Genomic DNA, 16,920 nt, shown 5'->3' on the forward strand with positions numbered 1-16,920 from the left:
CTGAAAGTACGGCAAGACGAGGCAACGACGCCAGGGGAGTTTTCTCAGCGACTCACCCCCTCAAAGCTTGAGGGAGTGCATGCCCATGAGTCCCAGCACGCCCATGACGATGAGGTAGATCGCCACGATGGTGCTGAGCAGGCGCGGCATGACGAGGATGAGGATGCCCGCGATCAGGGAGACGAGCGGGCCGATGCTGAGGGTGAACGACATGGTGGAGCAGTCCTTGTTGGCTGGGTGGTAATCGGTATCCGGAGGTTACGCATCCGGAGCGCTGGCCAATGTAAGCCATCTTCCCGACCCGAAAGCGCATTTTTCGGACAATGGTGTCCCCCGCCCATCCAGGGCGCTGCGCTGGTTCAGACGTTGTATTTCAGGCGTGCCTTGCGCACCCACTCATTGCTGAAGGTGCGCGCCAGGTCCACCTTCACGTCGGCCACCTCCGGGCCGGTGCGGCCCAGCACGCGCAGCGCGGTGGCAGGCCCGTCGTCGGGCATCAGGCCGTTGGGCGAAAAGGTCTCGCGCACACGGCTGAACGCGGCCAGGTAGAGCCCGCGGTCGCCCAGCAGGTAGTGGGGCGGCACCACCTTGATCAGGTCGGCCGGTGCCGCCGTCTGCAGCCACTTGAGCGCATGCACGATGGCATTGGTCAGCGCCTGTACCTGGGCAGCCTGCCGTTGCACGAAGGCCTGCGGTGCATACAGGCAACCCGCCGGCATGTTGCCACCGAACATCTCGTGCGATCCCTTCAGGGTGCGCATGTCGCCGACGATGGTCACGTCCATCTTCTGCTCGAGCAGCGTCATGATGGGGTCGGCATGGCACAGGGCATGCACCTGGCCCGTGCGCAAGGCCGCGACGGCCGGCGCACCCGAGCCCACGCCGATGAAGCCCACGTCGCGCTCGCGCACGCCGGCGCGCGCCAGCAGGTGGATGGCCATGAGGTGCGTGGACGAACCCAGGGCCGAGACGCCGATGCGCCGGCCCGCCAGGTCACCGATTTCGCCATAGCGCGGCAGCGCCTTGCGCGACACCCCCATGGCGATCTGCGGCGCACGGCCATGCACGGCCATGGCGCGCAGGTGGTTGCCACGCGCCTGCTGGCGGATGGTGTACTCATAGGCCCCCGACCCCACGTCGGCCACGCCGGTGAGCACCGCCTGCAGCGCCATGGCGCCGCCGGCAAAGTCGGAGACCGCCACCTGCAGGCCCTCGCTCTCGAAGTAGCCCAGCAGGTCGGCCAGCGCCAGCGGCAGGTGGTAGAGCACGCTTTGCCCGCCCACGGCCACGGTGACGCGGCCCAGCCCCGGGGCGGCCGCCTGCTGCGAGAGCACGGCAGGCGCGAACACCGCAGCCGCCGAGAGGGCGGATACGGCGCCAAATGCGCGGCGGCTGAGCAGGGGTGGTGGCATGGAAAAAAGAAAGGCGGAGCGCCCATTGTTGCACTGCAACAATCGTGCCTCAGCATGCCCCATCGGGCATCAGGGACTACCCCTGAGGACTAATACGTAGGTGACAGTGGCAAGGGCCGAAAACCGGGGCCCGCAAGGGCCCGCGTCCTGCCGATCAGCGGTATCCGAGAAACAGGATGCCAACGTTCACCAGGAAGGCGCCCGACCACAGCGCACTGCGCACGGTCGGCATGTCCGACACATACATCATGATGTAGAAAATGCGCAGAAACACCCACAGCAGAGCCGCCAGGTCCAGCAGCGTCTGGCCGGCGCCGAGCTGGTGCGCAATGACCACGGCACCGATGAAGAACGGCAGCGCCTCGAAACTGTTGGTCTGCGCCGCATTGGCGCGCGCCTGCCAGCCCGTCTGCCGGGCCAGCCAGCCGCGCGGGTCGCGGTTGTCGAAACCGCCCTCCTTGCGGGACTTGCCCAGCCCACCGCTCTTGGCCATGTAGGAGCACACCATGGGCAGCAATGCAGCCACCAGCACACACCAGTAGGCCGCCGTGAAGCGCGCCATGTGCAGGGAGTTCATTGGAATTGACTTTCTTGGTATGGCCTGCCAGTCCTGACTGGCAAGCTATTGAATTGATAGTAGTAGTGGGGGGAGGGATTCTAAGCGGCCCCGGAGGCTGGGGCTGCACTGCTGCCGCCGATCAGCGCCGATCCACCAGCGCATGGGCGATGGTGCCCAGGTCCACGTACTCGAGCTCGCTGCCCACCGGCACGCCGCGCGCCAGCCGCGTGACATGCAGGCCCCGGGCCTTGAGCGCCTCGCTGATCACATGCGCCGTCGCCTCGCCCTCGGCATTGAAATTGGTCGCCAGGATCACCTCCTGCACCGTGCCGTCGCTGGCCCGGTCCATGAGCTTGTGCAGGCCGATCTCCTTGGGGCCGATGCCGTCGAGCGGGCTGAGCCGCCCCATCAGCACGAAATACAGCCCCTTGAAGGCCCCGGTGCGCTCCAGCGCCGACTGGTCCGCCGGCGTCTCCACCACGCACAGCCGCGTGGCATCGCGCTCCGGGTCCAGGCAGGTGCTGCACACCTCGGCCTCGGTGAAGGTATGGCAGCGGCTGCAGTGGTGCACCGATTCCGCAGCATCCTGCAGCGCCCGCGACAAGGCCTGCGCCCCCTCGCGGTCATGCTGCAACAGATGGAACGCCATGCGCGAAGCCGACTTCACCCCCACCCCCGGCAGCCGCCGCAGCGCCTGGATCAGAACGTCAAGAGAGTTGGTGGACGAAGAAGAAGCCATAGGCCAGTGTAAGCAGCAAGTGCCTGAAAAAAACGAACTCTGCCAGGCGCCAGTGAGCAAAGCGAACGAAGCGCCGCCCCTGCCTTCATACCCCGCACTCCAGGGCGTAGCGAGCGGTCTTCAGGCTAGGCGGACGGAGCGCAGCAACCGGAACGTACTTCCTGTACGTGAGGATTGCGAGCACCGCCCAACGACGCATGAAGGCCGCTCGGTAGCCAGCCCTCAAAAGGGAAGTTTCATGCCGCCGGGGAGGCCTGGCATCCCGGCTGTCAGCTTGCCCATCTTCTCGCTGGAAGTCTCCTCCGCCTTGCGCACCGCCGCGTTGAACGCAGCAGCCACCAGGTCTTCGAGCATGTCCTTGTCCTCGGCCAGCAGGCTGGGGTCGATGGTGATGCGCTTGACGTCGTGCTTGCAGGTCATGAGCACCTTGACGAGGCCGGCGCCGGATTCGCCTTCCACTTCGATGAAGGCCAGTTCGTCCTGGGCCTTCTTCAGGTTGTCCTGCATGGCCTGGGCTTGCTTCATCAGGCCGGCGAGTTGTCCTTTGTTGAACATGGTGGTGGTCCTTGGGTTGGAGGTTGTTGTCTGTCTGTCTATCTATCTATCGGTACCGGTGAAGGCGCCTCACGCAGGCTTGATGCTGCCCGGCACGATTTTCGCGCCATGGTCGCGCAGCAGCGTCTGCACATAGGGGTCATTCATCACGATCTCTTCGGCCACGCGCTGGCGCTCGGCGGCAGCGGCGGCGTTGCGGCGGGCGGGGCTGTCGATCACCACGCCCACCTCGACGGTGATCTGGGTGGCGTGGCCGGCAGCCTCCAGCGCGCTGCGCAGGCGCTCGCGCGCCATCGGCTGGTTGAGCGACTCGCGCTCCACGCGCAGCAGCCAGTGGGCCCCGTCGCGCGCCACCAGCTGCGATTGCAGCGCCAGTTCGCGCACCAGGGCGGTGATCGCTTCGGCGGCCACCAGGGACTGCACGGTGGTGTACCAGACCTCGCCCTCTTCGGTCGGCGTATAGCGGGCCGAAGCGGGCAGCGATGCCGCAGAAGGCGAATGCGCCGTGGGCTGCAGGCGTGCGCCAGGCTCGGCGGACATGCTGCGCACGGGGATGGACATCACATCGGCAGCCGGGCGCTCGGCCACGGCCGCAGCGGATGGAGGGGATGATGCGGCGGAAGAAAAAGAATCCAGGGGGTCTGCAGCCTCGCCTGCGCGCCCGTCCTCGTCACCGTCGCCACCACCACCGTGCTGCCGGTCGAAATCATCGAGCGTGCGCACCGGCAGGGCCATGGCCTGGGGTGCGGCAGCGGCCACGGGAGTCGGCGCTGGCACCGCAGAAGAAGGAGCCGTCGCGGCCACAGGCACCGGGGACTGCGCCGCGGCAACCGGTGCCGGCACTGCGGCCACCTCGGCGGCGGGCGGGGCCAGGGGCGCCACCACCGGGGCAGCAGCGACAGGAGCCGCCACGGCCACGACGGGCGCGGGCGAAGCAACAGCAGAAGCAACAGGAGCCCGCGCGGCGGCAGGCGCCGGGGCGGTGACAGCCTGCGGCTCAGGCCGCGTCAGAGTTTTTTTTTCCGCCGATCCGTCTGTGGTGGCGGGCTTGAAGGCCAGCAGGCGCAGCAGCACCATGGTCAGGGCCGCGTATTCATCGGGCGCCAGGCCCAGCTCGCCGCGGCCGTGCAGGCACAGGCTGTACAGCAGCTGGGTCTCGTCGGCGGGCATGGCGGCCGACAGGCGTGCGGTCTCGGCGGCCTCGGGGTCGTCGGCATCCACTGCGCCCACCATCTGCGGCACGGCCTGGAACACGGCCATGCGCTGCAGCACGGCGCTCATCTCCTCCAGCGTGGAGGCGGCCGACAGGCCGTTCATGCGCAGCGCATCGGCGGTTTCCACCACCGTCTTGCCATCGCCCAGGGCCAGGGCCTCGATGAGGCGGAATACATAGGAGCGGTCCACGGCCCCCAGCATCTGGCGCACGCCGGCTTCCTGCAGCTGGCCGCTGCCAAAGGCGATCGCCTGGTCGGTGAGCGAAAGAGCGTCGCGCATGGAGCCGCGCGCCGCGCGCGAAAGCAGGCGCAGGGCCTGGGGCTCGGCCGGCACGTTTTCGGCCGCGAGCACCTGGGTCAGGTGGCCGAGCACCGTCTCGGGTGCCATGGGGCGCAGGTTGAACTGCAGGCAGCGGCTGAGCACCGTGACCGGCACCTTCTGCGGGTCGGTCGTGGCGAGCACGAACTTCAGGTACTCGGGCGGCTCCTCCAGCGTCTTGAGCATGGCGTTGAAGGCCGTGTTGGTGAGCATGTGCACTTCGTCGATCATGAAGACCTTGAAGCGCCCCTGCACCGGCTTGTACACCGCCTGCTCGAGCAGGCTCTGCACTTCGTCCACGCCGCGGTTGGAGGCGGCATCGAGCTCGGTGTAGTCGACGAAGCGGCCGCTGTCGATGTCGGTGCAGGCCTGGCACACGCCGCAGGGCGTGGCGGTGATGCCGCCCGTGCCGTCGGGCCCCTGGCAGTTGAGCGACTTGGCCAGGATGCGCGAGACCGTGGTCTTGCCCACGCCCCGCGTCCCCGTGAACAGGTAGGCATGGTGCAGGCGCTGCTGGGTGAGCGCATTGGTGAGCGCCTGCACGACGTGCTCCTGCCCCACCATTTCGGTGAAATTGCGGGGGCGGTACTTGCGGGCGAGCACGAGATAGGACATGGCCTGATTCTAAGGGGGTCTGCGGATGCCCCTGCGCAGCGCTCGCCGCCACGTGCACCTGCTTTCACCTCCCAAAAGCCGCCGCTTGCAACCCGGGAAAACACTGCGGGCAGTCCTCTGTACATCCTGCAACACCCTGCCTAGCATGGGCCAGGAACGTATTCACGCTCTGTGGCAGGCATGCCCGCATGCAGCCTGCCACCAACGCACGATGGAAGGTGGCTGTATATGGTGGATACCTCCCAGCGGCGGCCCATGGGGATCGCCAGGCGCATGGGCCTGCTGATTGCCTGCGCGCTCGCCGGCATCGCGGTCATCACCGCCATTTTGCTCGGCTCGGAGCGCAGCCTCATCATGGAAGAGCGCAAGAGCAGCGTGCGCCAGAACGTCGAATCGGCGCACAGCCTGATCGTCCACTTCCATGCCCAGGCCAAGGCCGGCAAGATGCCCGAGGCACAGGCCCAGCAGATGGCCAAGGACAGCCTGCGCGCCATGCGCTACAGCGGCAACGAGTATTTCTGGATCAACGACATGCAGCCGGTGATGGTGATGCACCCGATCCGCCCCGAGCTCGATGGCAAGGACCTCTCGGACAACAAGGACCCCACGGGCATGCGCCTGTTCGTGGAGTTCGTGAACGTGGTCAAGGCCCGCGAGGCGGGCTTCGTGCTCTACCTGTGGCCCAAGCCCGGCAGCACCGACCCGGTGCTCAAGGCCTCTTACGTCAAGGGCTTTGCCCCCTGGGGCTGGGTGGTGGGCTCGGGCGTGTACGTGGACACGGTGAATTCGACCGTCAACGAGCGCATCGTCAAGTTCGGCCTGGGCGCGCTGGCGCTGGCCGGCGTGCTGCTGGGGGTGAGCATGCTAATCTCGCGCGGCATCCTGCGCCAGCTGGGCGGCGAGCCCGACTACGCGGCCCGCATCACCGAGCAGATGGCGCAGGGCGACCTGTCGATGGACATCGCCCTGCAACCGGGCGACCAGTCCAGCCTGCTGCACGGCATGCAGGCCATGCGCACCAGCATCGCCAACATCGTGAGCGAGGTGCGCTCGGGCACGCAGTCCATCGCCACGGCATCGACCGAGATCGCGGCGGGCAACAACGACCTCTCGGCGCGCACCGAACAGCAGGCCAGCGCATTGCAGCAGACGGCAGCGTCCATGGAGGAGCTGACCAGCACCGTGCGCCAGAACGCCGACAACGCACGCCACGCCAGCCAGCTGGCCAACACGGCCTCCCAGGTGGCGGTGCGCGGCGGCACCGTGGTCAACCAGGTGGTGAGCACCATGGGCGAGGTGAATACCTCGTCGAAGAAGATCGTGGACATCATCGGCGTGATCGATGGCATTGCCTTCCAGACCAACATCCTGGCGCTCAACGCCGCCGTGGAAGCGGCGCGCGCGGGTGAGCAGGGCCGTGGCTTTGCGGTGGTGGCCAGCGAAGTGCGCGGCCTGGCCCAGCGCAGCGCCGAAGCGGCCAAGGAGATCAAGCAGCTGATCGACGCCTCGGTCAACAAGGTGGGTGAAAGCACGCGCCTGGTCGACGAAGCCGGCAGCACCATGACCGAGGTGGTGAAGAGCGTTCAGCAGGTCACGCAGATCATCAGCGAGATCGCCTCCGCGAGCCAGGAGCAGTCGTCGGGCATCGACCAGGTGAACGTGGCCATCTCCAACATGGACCAGGTCACACAGCAGAACGCCGCCCTGGTCGAGGAAGCGGCCTCGGCCGCCGAATCGCTGAACGTGCAGGCGGCCAAGCTGGAACAATTGGTCAGCGTGTTCAGGCTGGGCTGAAACCGCCCTTCAACAGCCGCGCCGCCAGCACGGCAGCCAGTTCGTGCGCCGATGGCACAGCCACGGGCGCGGTGGACAGGGCCCCGTCGATCGCCAGGCTGGCCAGGCCATGGGCCAGGCTCCAGCCCGCCAGGGCCAGTGCATCGCCCCCCTCGGGCACATGGGCCCGGGCCGCCTGCAGCAGCACCTGGAACGAGCCATCCGCCGCCGCCTGCAGGGCCGGGTGCTCGGCCTTGCGCTGCAACAAGGGGCTGAACATGAGCCGGAACACGGCTGGGCGCGCCAGCGCAAAGGCCACGTACGCGGTGCAGTGCCCGACCAGGGTGGCCGCTGTGTCGCCGCCCTGCTGTGCCCCCCGCATGGCCGCCGCCAGGTCGTCAAAACCCCGCGCAGCCACCGCCGCCAGCAAGGCCTCCAGGTTGGCGAAGTGGTGGTAAGGGGCAGCGTGTGACACGCCCGCCGCCTTGGCCACCGAGCGCAGGCTGAGCGTGGCGCCCGTGGCCAGCAAAGACTCTGCGGCGGCCAGCAGGGCGGCACGCAGATCGCCATGGTGGTAGGGCGCGCGGGAGGCTTGCAGATCGGTCATGGCGGCAATCTTGACACAGTCAAGATCGGCACCGACAATGCAGCCATCTTGACGCTGTAAAGATAAATCCATGACCCGACGCCTGCTGCAAGCCGCCACCGCCGTGATGGCACTCATCCCGGTGGTCACCGGCGTGCTGACCATGATGGGAATCGACGATCCGCTGTACCGCGCGAGCGGCCTGCCGCGCGATGCCCTGCTCGACGGCAACCTGCGATTTTTCGGGGGTGTCTGGCTCGCGCTCGGGCTGGCCATGCTGTCGCTGGTGCCACAGATCGAGCGCGAGGGGCGCATGTTCGCGGTGCTCTGGGGCGCCGTGTTCCTGGGCGGCGTGGGCCGGGCGCTGTCGATGGCCTGGCTGGGCCTGCCGCCCGTGCCGTTCATCGGCTTCACGCTGCTGGAGTTGGTGGGAGCCCCCGCCTTCATTGCCTGGCAGCGGCGGGTGGCGGCGTGCGCGCCTGCTACAGCGCCTTGCCCCACGCGAGGCATAAAAAAGTCCCTTCAGCAGGGATAAACAGGCCCTCGAAGCCGGCGGCCTTGCGCGCACCCGCTACAATAACCAGCGACGGGCCTCCCCGCATGGCAAAGCGGCCAACCGGGTCAGGTGGGGAACCAAGCAGCCCTAACTGTGGAGTCAGTGCCGGGGGTAAGGCTCGTCAACTTCTTTCTGCTGCCGCGACGCGCGCAGCGCATGGATGTGCAGGCGCCACGCGCAGCGCACCATCGCCCCACCCCATTCCAGCTGTTTTTTTGCCCGTGTCGGTGCTGTCCGACACAGTTTTGCGGCGGTCGGCACTTTCCGGCAACACGACACAGGCGCACACTTTGTGACATCGCTTAACCCCCTTTTCGGGTGCTGCCATGTCCACCGCCATGACCGTGCAAGTGTCCAGTGTCCGCCAGAGCACAACGGCATTTTTCGATGACTCGGCCGCGGCAACGGGCCGTGCTGTATCGGCCTGGATCAGGCCTGTGTGCAGCGCGGGACTGGTGCTGTTCGGCACAGGACTGGCGGCAGCGGCCGATACCTCCTCTTTCGGCGACGAGGCCATGGCCGGCTGGCAGGAAAAGTCTGCACGGCTGTCTTCGGCGTATGAGGTCAACAGTGCCGTGTTGCCCGACCTGGGCGACTACACCGCACGCAACCCCGCCCTCGCGGGCGGCAACACCCCCAGCACCCAGTACATGGACATTACGCGCTGGCTCACGCCGGATTCGCCGACCCGCTTCGGCCTGTCCCTGGGCCTGAGCGCGCCCGCAGCGGGCGCCATGCCGCTGGCTGCGGAAGCCGCCGCCCCCGCCAGCCTGGACCTGGGCGTGCGCTGGAGGTCCCGGCTGGAAAGCGGGCGGCAGCTCGATATCTCTGCCTGGGCGCGCACGCCACAGGGAGCGCAGGCCCCCGATGCCCTGGGCCTGATCCGGCAGGCCCAGCAGCCCTCGTACGGCACGCGCCTGGAAGTGCAATGGGCCACCGCGAAAACCGGGGGCCTGACACCCGAGTTCGGTGCCGTAGGGGTGCAATTGCAGAGCGGCTCGCGCCTGGTGCTGCGGGCCCGCAAGGGCGGCCCGATGCTGTATTACCGCTCCAGGTTCTGAGCAGGGCCTGTTGCCACTGTTTTGGGGGGCCGCCAAGACCCTAGCGGGCCTGCCCCAGCCAGCGCAGCACGCCCTCGCCCGCCGCCTTGCCGCTGGCCATGCTCGCGGTGAGCAGGTAGCCGCCGGTCGGGGCTTCCCAATCGAGCATCTCGCCCGCGCAGAACACGCCTGGCGCGGCCGTGGCCATGAGGTGGGCGTCCAGCGCCTCGAAGGTGACGCCACCGGCCGTGCTGATGGCTTCGTCCAGCGGCCGCGCCGCCACCACCGTCACGGGCAGGGCCTTGATGGCATGGGCCAGGGCCACGGGGTCGGCCATGCCGTCCTTGCCCAGGTGCTCGTAGAGGATGCCGGCCTTGATGCCGTCCAGGCCCAGGCGGCTCTTCAAGTGGCTGGACAGCGAGCGCGAGCCGCGCGGGTGGCGCACTTCCACCAGCACGCGCTCGGGCGTGTGGTCAGGCAGCAGGTCGAGGTGGAAGGTGGCGTGGCCATGGGCCTCGATCTCGTCGCGCAGCAGCTGCGAGACGGCGTAGACCAGGCTGCCCTCTACGCCCGTGGCGGTGGCCACGAACTCGCCGCGGCGGTGAAAGCTGCGCCCCTGGCTGTCGGTAAAGCCGATGGCCACCGTCTTGAACGGCTGGCCGCCAAAGCGCTCGGTGAAATGCGGGGTCCAGCCCACGGCGGGCGCAGGCGTGCGGCCGATCAGCTCGCGCAGGAAATCGCGCCGCGTCTCGCCCGCGGGCGCATCGGCGCGCACCACGTCGAAGCCGCTGTTGGCCGGGCGCAGCGGCGCCACGGCCACGCCGCGCGCCTCCAGCAGCGGCACCCAGGCGCCGTCGGAGCCCAGGCGCGCCCAGCTGCCGCCGCCGAGGGCCAGCAGCGTGGCGCGCGCGCCCACGGCCACCTCGCCAGCGGGCGTGGCAAAGCGCAACGCACCGCCCTGGCCGGCATCGGCCCAGCCCAGCCAGCGGTGGCGCATGTGGAACTGCACGCCCTGGCTGCGCAGGCGCTGCAGCCAGGCGCGCAGCAGCGGCGCCGCCTTCATGTCGGCCGGGAAGACCCGGCCCGAGGTGCCGACGAAGGTCTCCACACCCAGGCCCTGGGCCCATGCGCGGACGGCGGGCCCGCCAAAGGCGGTGATCAGCGGCTCGACCTGCTTTTCGCGGCCGGCAAAGCGGGTGGCAAAGGCCTCGTGCGGCTCGGAGTGCGTGAGGTTGAGCCCGCCCTTGCCGGCCAGCAGGAACTTGCGGCCCACCGAGGGCATGGCATCGAACACATGCACGGCCACGCCTGCCTGCGCGAGCACCTCGGCGGCCATCAGGCCGGCCGGGCCGCCGCCCACGATGGCGACATCACAGGCCAGGCCCGGGGCGGCCGCGTCCTGGGCGGTGGAGGTGCTTGCATTCATGGTGGTGGGGCTTTCGGAAATCGGAACAACGGCAGGGGTCAGAACAATGAACCCTGGGGGGAATCATCCACCGCGGGCGGCGCCCGGCGGGGTTTGGCGGCCACCGGCGGTGCAGGTGCTGCGGGGGCGAGAGTATGCCCCAAGGTGCCACCCCCACCCGCCGCACCGGCATCCGCAGGCACCACGACCATGCGCCCGTCGCCGGTCAGGAAGGCTGCATGCACCGGCTCGCCGGGCATCAGCGCGCGCACCGCCTCGCGGTAGCGCTGCAGCTGGGCCATCAGCCCAGGCTGGCGCTCGGGCTGGGCGGCGCTCTTGTAGTCGAGCACCCACCAGCCCGGCGCAGGGCCGGTACCGTGGCCCGCCATCGGCCGATGCACCAGGCGGTCGAGCCGCAGGCTCTGGCCCTGGTGGTTCAGGGGCGCCTCGTTCATGGCACTGTCCATCTCGGCCGGATCCCAGGCCCAGGCGCCCTCGCCCGCCAGGATGCGCTGGGCGAGTTGCGCGGCGCGCGCGGCGGCCGCGGCGGTGATCTCGTGGTCCTGCGCCAGGCGGGCCAGGCGCGCGGGCTGCCAGCCGTGGCTGCGCAGCTGGGCCAGCGCCATGCCCGCGACGCCGGCCTGCTCCAGCAACTGGTGCATGGCCTCGCCCAGGCGGGATTCGGGCGTGGACTCGCGCGCCTGCCGCTCGGCCGGGCCGTCGGGGCGGTTCGAGCCCCCGAACCCTTCGACCAGGCCCGCACCGGACTCGCCCTTGCGACCCTGGCCCAGTTCCGGGGGCAGCACAGGCAACCCGGCCACGGCGAAGACCTCTGGCGCGTCGGCCTCCACCACCAGGCCCCCGGCGCCGTCGTCGCCGGGCACCACGGCCTCCTGCACCAGCGTCGCCAGGCGGTTCCACCAGCTGCCGGGCGCCGAGCTCGTGGGCTGCACGGACGACAGGGCCAGGCAGTGCTTGGCCCGCGTCATCGCCACGTAGAGCATGTTGAGCTCCTCGCGCTGGCGCGCCTGCTGCTCCACGGCCAGGGCATCGACCGCGCTGGGTGGCGGGCTCGATTCGCTGGCCAGGAAGACGAAGCCCGTGGGCACCGCCTGCTCACCGGGCCAGTCCACCAGCACGCCCATGGTCTCGGCCTTCTGCGGGCGGGTGTCGGTGTCGAGCAGCAGCACGCACTCGGCCTCCAGCCCCTTGGCGCCATGCACGGTGAGCAGGCGGATGGCCTGCGCATCCACGCGACCGGGCGCCCGCACCCCGCCCTTCTTCATGGCACGCACGAAGGCATAGGGCGTGAGGTAGCGCCCGCCATCGTGCTGCAGCGCCGCCGCCAGCAAGGCGCGCAGATTGGCCTGCACCGCCGCGCGCTGGGTGGCCGGCGCCGCCGCCGCAAAGCGGGCCAGCACGTCGCCCTCTGCATAGATGGCGTGCAGCGCATCGTGCGGGGGCAAGGTATCGACCCAAGCCTTGTACTGCGCGAGCACAGGGCCGGCCGCGGCGGCTGGCGTGCCCTCCATGAGTTCTGGCCGCTGCAGCAGTTCGAACCAGTTCAGGCTGGCATGCTCGGGCTGGCGGCGCAACAGCGCCAGGGCCACCAGGGCATCGTCGCCCAGACCGAACAGCGGCGAGCGGAGCGCGCGCGCGAGCGACAGGTCGTGCCCGGTGGAGACCAGGGCATCGAGCAGGGCCACGATGTCCTGCACTTCGGGTGCATCGAACAGGTCGGCCTTCTCGGGCTGCACACAGGGCAGGTGCAGGGCACGCAGTGCGTCCTCCATGGAGGCCAGGCGGTCGCGCTTGCGTGCCAGCACCAGCACCTCCTTGGGCGGCACGCCCTGCGCTATCTGCCGGGCCACCCAGCGCGCGGCCTGCTCGCATTCGCGCATGCGCTGGGTTTCCTCGGCCTCGTGGCGCGGCTCGGTCAGGCTGTCGCGCCAGGCCAGCAGGCCGCTGCGGCCCGAGGAGCCCTCTTCGTCCAGCGGGCCGATCGCGGGCAGGCGCAGCAATTCGCCGGGGGCGGTCGATTCGGTCGTGTGCTCGCGAAAGCCGCTGGTCTCGCCCTGCGCCTGGGCCGTGCCCAGGGCATCGTTCACGGCCGCGATCACGCCGGTGGCGTTGCGGCGCGTGTGGTCGCAGCTGAGCAGGTCGCCCGAGAGGCCGTTGCGCACGAAGGCCTGCGCCGCCAGAAAGACCTGCGGCTCGGCCCGGCGAAAGCGGTAGATGCTCTGCTTGGGGTCGCCCACGATGAACACGCTGGGCGCGCCGGCACCGCCGCCCGAGCCCGCATAGCCCGACAGCCAGGCGTGCAGGGCCTGCCACTGCAGCGGGTTGGTGTCCTGGAACTCGTCGACCAGCAGGTGGCGGATGCGTGCATCGAGCCGCTCCTGCACCCAGCCGCTGAGCACCGGGTCGGCCAGCATGACCAGGGCCGTGCGCTCCACGTCGTTCATGTCCACCCAGCCGTGCGCGTTCTTGACGGCGGCGAACTCTCTGACCAGGCACCGCGCCAGCCGCGCCATGCGCTGCTGGTGCTGCCAGGCATCGTGCTGGAGGCGCGCCAGCAGCAGGCGCTGCAGCTCGGGTTCGGCCTCCTGCGCGGCGGCGAACTTTTCGAGGTTCTTCGAAAGCCGGTCTTCCTTGGCCACGAACAGGGCCTTGCGCAGCAGGTCCAGGCGCAGGTCCAGGTCGTCGCAGGCGAAGGCGTCGACGATGGCATCGGCCGCCTTCTGCGGCGTCTTGGCAGACTCGGCGCCCAGGGCCTGGGCGCGGTCGAGCCAGCGGCGGCGCACGGGGTCGCCCCGCAGCGCCTCGGCGGGGCTGTCCAGGCCAACCAGTTCGGGGCAGTGTTCGAAAAACGGCGGCACCGAGGCATCGACCACGCCGGCCTCGTCGGCCAGGTCGAACTCCACGCGCTTGGACAGGGCCGCCGCGAGCGCCTTGTGCGTCTGCGAGCGGCCGTGGCGGAACACGGCGGCCGCGTAGTCGGCGCGCAGGCCGGCGTGGCTGTCCACCGCGTGCAGAAAGGGCTGCCAGACCTCGCGCACGGCTTCGGCATCGTCCTCCAACAGGTCGAAGTTGGCTGGCAGGCCCCGGGCCTGCAGCAGCGCCAGCGGCGCCGTGCCCAGCAGCGCCGCAAACCAGCTGTGGAAGGTGCGAATCTGCACCGGCCGCCCGCTCTCCAGCATCGTGCGGTACAGGCCGCGCAGGGCCTCGCGCTGCTCCAGCGCCCGCTCGGGGCGGATGCCACGCGCCACGAGTTCCCCCGTGAGCCGGTCCAGCGGCGCATCGGCAAACTGCTCCAGCCATTCCTGCAGGCGCTGGCGCATTTCGCCGGCGGCCTTCTTGGTGAAGGTGATGGCCAGGATCTCGTGCGGCGCGGCCCCGTCGAGCAGCGCGCGCAGCATGCGCGAGACCAGCATCCAGGTCTTGCCCGCGCCCGCGCAGGCCTCGACCGCCACGCTGCGCTGCGGGTCGCAGGCAATGGCATAGAAGCCCTCGCGCGAGATGGGCTGGCCGTTGTGTTCGTAGGCGGCGCCCTTCATTCCAGGATTCGTCATGCCCAAAAGTCCTTGCGGCACAGGCCGCGCACCGCACAGTATTCGCAGACCATGCCTTCGCCCAGCGCGGGCATGGGGTCGCCTGCGGCGATGCGCTCGAAGTCGTGCTGTATGCCCTCGACCAGCAGGTCGCGCAGGGCCACCACCTCCTCCTGCTCGTGCATCTGCGTCTCGCCGCGTTCGCCCACGTTCACGTAGGCGGCGCGCAGGGTGTCGTGGCTCAGGAGCGCAGCATAGAAGGCCAGCTGCGTGTCCTCCGATCCGGCGCCGATGCGCTGGCGCGTGACGGAGTCGGTCTCGGTCTTGTAGTCGATCACCAGGGTGGTCACTTCGCCGGTACCCGACACCGCATCGATGCGGTCGATGGTGCCCACCAGTTCCATCGCGCCCAGCGGCTGCGTTGTGCGCAATTCGGCCTGGCGAAAGACCGCTCCCTGCTGCTCGTGCCGTGCCAGCCAGCGCAGATAGCCATCGCGCACCTGGGGCCAGCCGGCGGCAAAGGGCAGGAAGTCGCCGCCCGAGAGGCCCTGGCGCGCGGTGACCGCCAGGGCCGACTCGTCGAGCCGGCCCTGGCGTGCAGGCCCGGCGTCGAGCGGGGCATCGAGCAGGCCCTCGTGGAAATGCTGCAACACCTCGTGCAGCCAGTTGCCGAAGTCGCGCTTGTCCACCTCGCCGCCCAACTCCTCTGCCTCTTGCAGGCCGAGCTGGCGCAGCGCGAAGAAGCGATACGGGCAATGGCGCAGGTCCGAATACGCGGTGGAGGACAGCTTGTGCACCGGCAATGCCTGGCCGCTGGGCAGCGGCCGGGCCGTGGGAGTGCCAGCCACGCTGCGCGCAAGGCGCAGGTCCTGGCCCGCATGCGCCGTGCCATCGAGGTGCAGCGCCAGCACCAGGGCGCTGGCCAGCAGCGGCTCGCCCCCCTCGTCGCCGGTGCGCCACAGCACGTCCACCACGGGGGTCTGCAGCGCGCTGCGCCAGGCCAGGCGCTGTGCGGCCTCCAGCGATTCGCGGGTGGGCAGGCCCCAGGCCTCGCGTTGGGCATGCGTCCACTCACCGGGCGGCTCGGGCGCAGGCTGCAGGCGCTTTTCGTCGCAGCCCGGCAGCACCAGCGCCACAAAGGTCCGCCCCAGCAGCTGCGGCAGCGGCAGGATCACGACCGGCGCGCCGGGCGGCGGCGGGGGCACGAAACGCGCAGCCTCCAGCACCTCGTCGGCCCAGCGCGTGAACTCGGCCAGTGCCATGCGCCGGCCCACGCCCTCCCAGGCTTCGAGCTCGGCCTGCAGTCCTTCGGGCAGGCGCAGCAAGGCCAGCACCCGCTCGCCGGCCTCGTCGGCCTCGAGCACGGTCCACTGGCCCGTGGCCTCGAGCAGCCCCCGCAGGGCCGCGAGCCACTGCACCAGCGGGCGCGCCGCGCGCAGGCCGGCACGCCAGGCCTCGGTCTGCGCCACGCCGGCGGCCAGCGCCGGGTGCGCGCTCCAGTCGCGCGCGGCCACCGCATCCCAGCGCGCGAGCGATGCCCGGCGCAGCGCTTTTTCCAGCGGGTTGAGCGCGGCGGCCGGCCATGCGGGCACCTGCTTGAGCCAGGCGAGCACGGCGTCGGCATCGGCATCCCAGGCGCAGGCCTTCAGTGCGGCCATGACCTGTGCGGCCGCGCGCGTGGTCGACAGGGTCCAGCCGCTTTCATCGCGCACGTCCACGCCGCTGCTGCCCAGGTGGGCGTGCACGCGGCGGGTCAGCGCCCGGTCGGTGGCGGCCAGCACCACGGGCGTGCGGCCTGCGGCCAGGTGGTCCAGCACGCAGGCGGCGGCGCGCTGCGCCTCGTCCTCGGCGTCACTGGCCGCATGCAGGGCGACCTGCCCCTGCGCCCCGCCATCCTCGCCGGGGGCATACAGCTGCAGCACCAGGGCCCGGTCGCCCCAGTAGGCCTGCAGCGCGGCGGCCAGGGGCTCGGCCTGGAAGCCTTCGAGCACCACCAGCGCGTCGGTGGCGGCGCGCACGCCCGCCTCGAACAGCACGTCGGTGGCGTAGCGCGAGGCCAGTGCCCATTCGAGCGCAATGCGCGCCACCACGGCCTCGAAGCGCAGGGCGCTGCCCTCGTCCGCCACCGGCAGCAGGCCGCGCGCCTGCACGCCCCAGGCATCGCGCTGCGTGGGCGGCACGGCCGCCACGGCCAGGGCCAGTTGGGCAGCAGCCTCCTGCAGCGGCGTGGCCAGCACGTCGCGCTGCGCCGACAGGCCCGCCTGGTCGAGCAGGGTGCGCGCAGTGAGCGTATCGCGCGCCACGTCGCCGGCCAGGTCGCGGCCCTCGGGCACGAAGACCGCCAGCTGGTGGGCCCAGTTGCGCGTGGTCTCGAAGCGCGGAACGAAGCTGTCCGGCTGCCGGCGCGCCCACAGGCGCTGGCCCCAGGGCATGAGCTGCGCATAGGGCACCAGCACCACGGTGCGGGCCGCATGCGCACCGCACCCGGCGAGATGCCGCGACACGGCATCCAGCACCCGGGCCCAACAAGGGGCCGCCTGATCGGTTTTAGCTATGACAGTCATAGCATCGGAGGGCCCGGCCACACCGGTGAACG

General features: G+C 70.1%; 13 protein-coding genes and 1 other RNA gene. 4 read left to right on the plus strand and 10 right to left on the minus strand.

Annotated elements, in window-relative coordinates; all coding sequences use genetic code 11:
• Positions 1-60: 60 nt before the first annotated feature.
• The 6 genes from AC07PA_RS18510 to dnaX all read right to left on the minus strand — a co-directional run bounded on the left by AC07PA_RS18510 (position 61) and on the right by dnaX (position 5,413).
• Positions 61-213 (minus strand): DUF3096 domain-containing protein, encoded by a 153-nt coding sequence (locus AC07PA_RS18510; RefSeq protein ID WP_145698004.1) that lies wholly within the window; start codon positions 211-213, stop codon positions 61-63.
• A gap of 146 nt (positions 214-359) precedes the next feature.
• Positions 360-1,412, minus strand: a complete 1,053-nt coding sequence (locus AC07PA_RS18515) for an ABC transporter substrate-binding protein (protein ID WP_494606124.1) — start codon at positions 1,410-1,412, stop codon at positions 360-362.
• A 154-nt stretch (positions 1,413-1,566) separates the two neighbouring features.
• Positions 1,567-1,989, minus strand: a complete 423-nt coding sequence (locus AC07PA_RS18520) for an MAPEG family protein (protein WP_494606126.1) — start codon at positions 1,987-1,989, stop codon at positions 1,567-1,569.
• Positions 1,990-2,110: 121 nt separating this feature from the next.
• The gene (recR, locus tag AC07PA_RS18525) at positions 2,111-2,710 is read right to left on the minus strand and encodes a recombination mediator RecR (protein ID WP_007847965.1); all 600 of its coding nucleotides are present in this window, start codon (positions 2,708-2,710) and stop codon (positions 2,111-2,113) included.
• 222 nt (positions 2,711-2,932) lie between these two features.
• Positions 2,933-3,265 carry a YbaB/EbfC family nucleoid-associated protein gene (locus tag AC07PA_RS18530; RefSeq protein WP_007847962.1) on the minus strand — a complete coding sequence of 111 codons (333 nt, stop codon included), beginning with the start codon at positions 3,263-3,265 and terminating at the stop codon, positions 2,933-2,935.
• A gap of 69 nt (positions 3,266-3,334) precedes the next feature.
• A complete protein-coding gene (gene dnaX / locus AC07PA_RS18535) occupies positions 3,335-5,413 on the minus strand; it encodes a DNA polymerase III subunit gamma/tau (protein ID WP_494606129.1) in 2,079 nt (692 codons plus the stop codon).
• A 228-nt stretch (positions 5,414-5,641) separates the two neighbouring features.
• On the opposite strand from dnaX, the gene AC07PA_RS18540 reads away from it, so the two are divergent.
• A complete protein-coding gene (locus AC07PA_RS18540; protein ID WP_494606131.1) occupies positions 5,642-7,207 on the plus strand; it encodes a methyl-accepting chemotaxis protein in 1,566 nt (521 codons plus the stop codon).
• Here AC07PA_RS18540 and AC07PA_RS18545 read toward each other — a convergent pair.
• Positions 7,194-7,793 carry a TetR-like C-terminal domain-containing protein gene (locus AC07PA_RS18545; RefSeq protein WP_145698010.1) on the minus strand — a complete coding sequence of 200 codons (600 nt, stop codon included), beginning with the start codon at positions 7,791-7,793 and terminating at the stop codon, positions 7,194-7,196. The two genes, AC07PA_RS18540 and AC07PA_RS18545, sit on opposite strands and share 14 nt — an antisense overlap.
• Before the next feature lie 70 nt (positions 7,794-7,863).
• On the opposite strand from AC07PA_RS18545, the gene AC07PA_RS18550 reads away from it, so the two are divergent.
• The 3 genes from AC07PA_RS18550 (at position 7,864) to AC07PA_RS18560 (ending at position 9,389) form a co-directional block, all read left to right on the plus strand.
• Positions 7,864-8,307 (plus strand): DUF4345 domain-containing protein, encoded by a 444-nt coding sequence (locus AC07PA_RS18550; RefSeq protein ID WP_494606133.1) that lies wholly within the window; start codon positions 7,864-7,866, stop codon positions 8,305-8,307.
• Positions 8,308-8,357: 50 nt separating this feature from the next.
• An RNA gene (gene ffs, locus AC07PA_RS18555) (signal recognition particle sRNA small type) lies at positions 8,358-8,454 on the plus strand.
• A 200-nt stretch (positions 8,455-8,654) separates the two neighbouring features.
• Positions 8,655-9,389, plus strand: a complete 735-nt coding sequence (locus tag AC07PA_RS18560; protein ID WP_494606135.1) for a hypothetical protein — start codon at positions 8,655-8,657, stop codon at positions 9,387-9,389.
• Positions 9,390-9,429: 40 nt separating this feature from the next.
• Here the strand turns inward: AC07PA_RS18560 and AC07PA_RS18565 are convergent, their stop codons facing one another.
• From AC07PA_RS18565 to AC07PA_RS18575, 3 genes are read right to left on the minus strand one after another with little or no spacing between them, the layout of a single operon-like run.
• On the minus strand, positions 9,430-10,794 hold the full coding sequence (locus AC07PA_RS18565; protein ID WP_494606137.1) for a TIGR03862 family flavoprotein: 1,365 nt from the start codon (positions 10,792-10,794) through the stop codon (positions 9,430-9,432).
• A gap of 38 nt (positions 10,795-10,832) precedes the next feature.
• On the minus strand, positions 10,833-14,345 hold the full coding sequence (locus tag AC07PA_RS18570; RefSeq protein WP_494606139.1) for a UvrD-helicase domain-containing protein: 3,513 nt from the start codon (positions 14,343-14,345) through the stop codon (positions 10,833-10,835).
• Positions 14,342-16,888 (minus strand): PD-(D/E)XK nuclease family protein, encoded by a 2,547-nt coding sequence (locus AC07PA_RS18575; RefSeq protein ID WP_494606141.1) that lies wholly within the window; start codon positions 16,886-16,888, stop codon positions 14,342-14,344. The genes AC07PA_RS18570 and AC07PA_RS18575 overlap by 4 nt, the downstream gene beginning before the upstream one ends.
• Between the last annotated feature and the right edge of the window lie 32 nt (positions 16,889-16,920).

Source organism: Acidovorax sp. GW821-FHT09B03 (assembly GCF_059418305.1).